The sequence below is a fragment of the Vibrio sp. 704 genome, from assembly GCF_033339295.1.
In genome coordinates this window covers 1-784 of the sequence record NZ_JAWOUH010000325.1, presented here as the reverse complement: position 1 = coordinate 784, position 784 = coordinate 1, and the positions used below count along the sequence as shown (strand labels likewise).

Annotated in this window: 1 protein-coding gene and 1 pseudogene; both read left to right on the top strand. The window is 44.6% G+C overall.

The genetic code is table 11. The features are described 5' to 3' along the window. A partial coding sequence (locus tag R7R24_RS26225; protein WP_318120051.1) for a DUF2878 domain-containing protein occupies window positions 1-341 on the top strand: 341 nt, incomplete at its 5' end. Beyond that, window positions 301-784 (top strand): annotated as a pseudogene (locus tag R7R24_RS26220) (hypothetical protein); the annotation flags it as partial. The gene R7R24_RS26225 and the pseudogene R7R24_RS26220, both read left to right, overlap by 41 nt.

Sequence of the window (784 nt, the reverse complement as noted above, 5' to 3'; positions counted from 1 at the left end):
TAGTTCTCGATACGCTAAATCAACACTTCTCGCTTTTGGTTTTCCCTACCTCTTGGCTCCCTGTGTGGTTGATTGGTCTATGGGTATTGTTTGCATGGTATGCCTACCAACTGAAAGTGCTTTTGCACCGCTTCGCCAAAATCTACGTATCAATATTAGGTGGGCTTGGAGGAATGCTCAGCTACTTCGCTGGCTACAAGCTTCAAGCGGTAGAGTTTGGATTCGATACAAGTATTACGTTACTGGCCTTGTTTGTGGAATGGTTGGTGTTAATGCTGGTGATTCTCAAGGTGTATGACAATGGCAAGCTTAAAGAGAAAACTCCCAAGGGGTATGGGTAGCGGTATCTTGTTTGTGTTTGCAATGGGCGCAATACCTTCGCAGGCACAAGATATAGGAAGTACTGACAGACTGAATGTAGAAAACTGGCAGTAATGGGAAACAGTTGGCGAAGCGCAGCTCACTTGGTTTGTGTTTGATATTTATCGCTCTCGCCTAAAAGCACCCAATGGGCAATACCTAGTTTCTACAGATGTTTCTCCGCATCCATTTGCTTTAGAGATCAACTATCAACGAGACATAAGCAAGCAGCAACTGCTTGAGGTGACGGATGAACAGTGGCAAAAACTGGGCTTCCCTAAGTCGAGCCGCCAACAATGGATTACCCAATTGAGCTTTATCTTCCCAAGTATCAAAAATGGCGATGAACTTACCTACGTCACTGATGGAGATAAGGGACAGATCATCTATCGCCAAGCAGGAACTAAAACGCAAAAAATGGTTG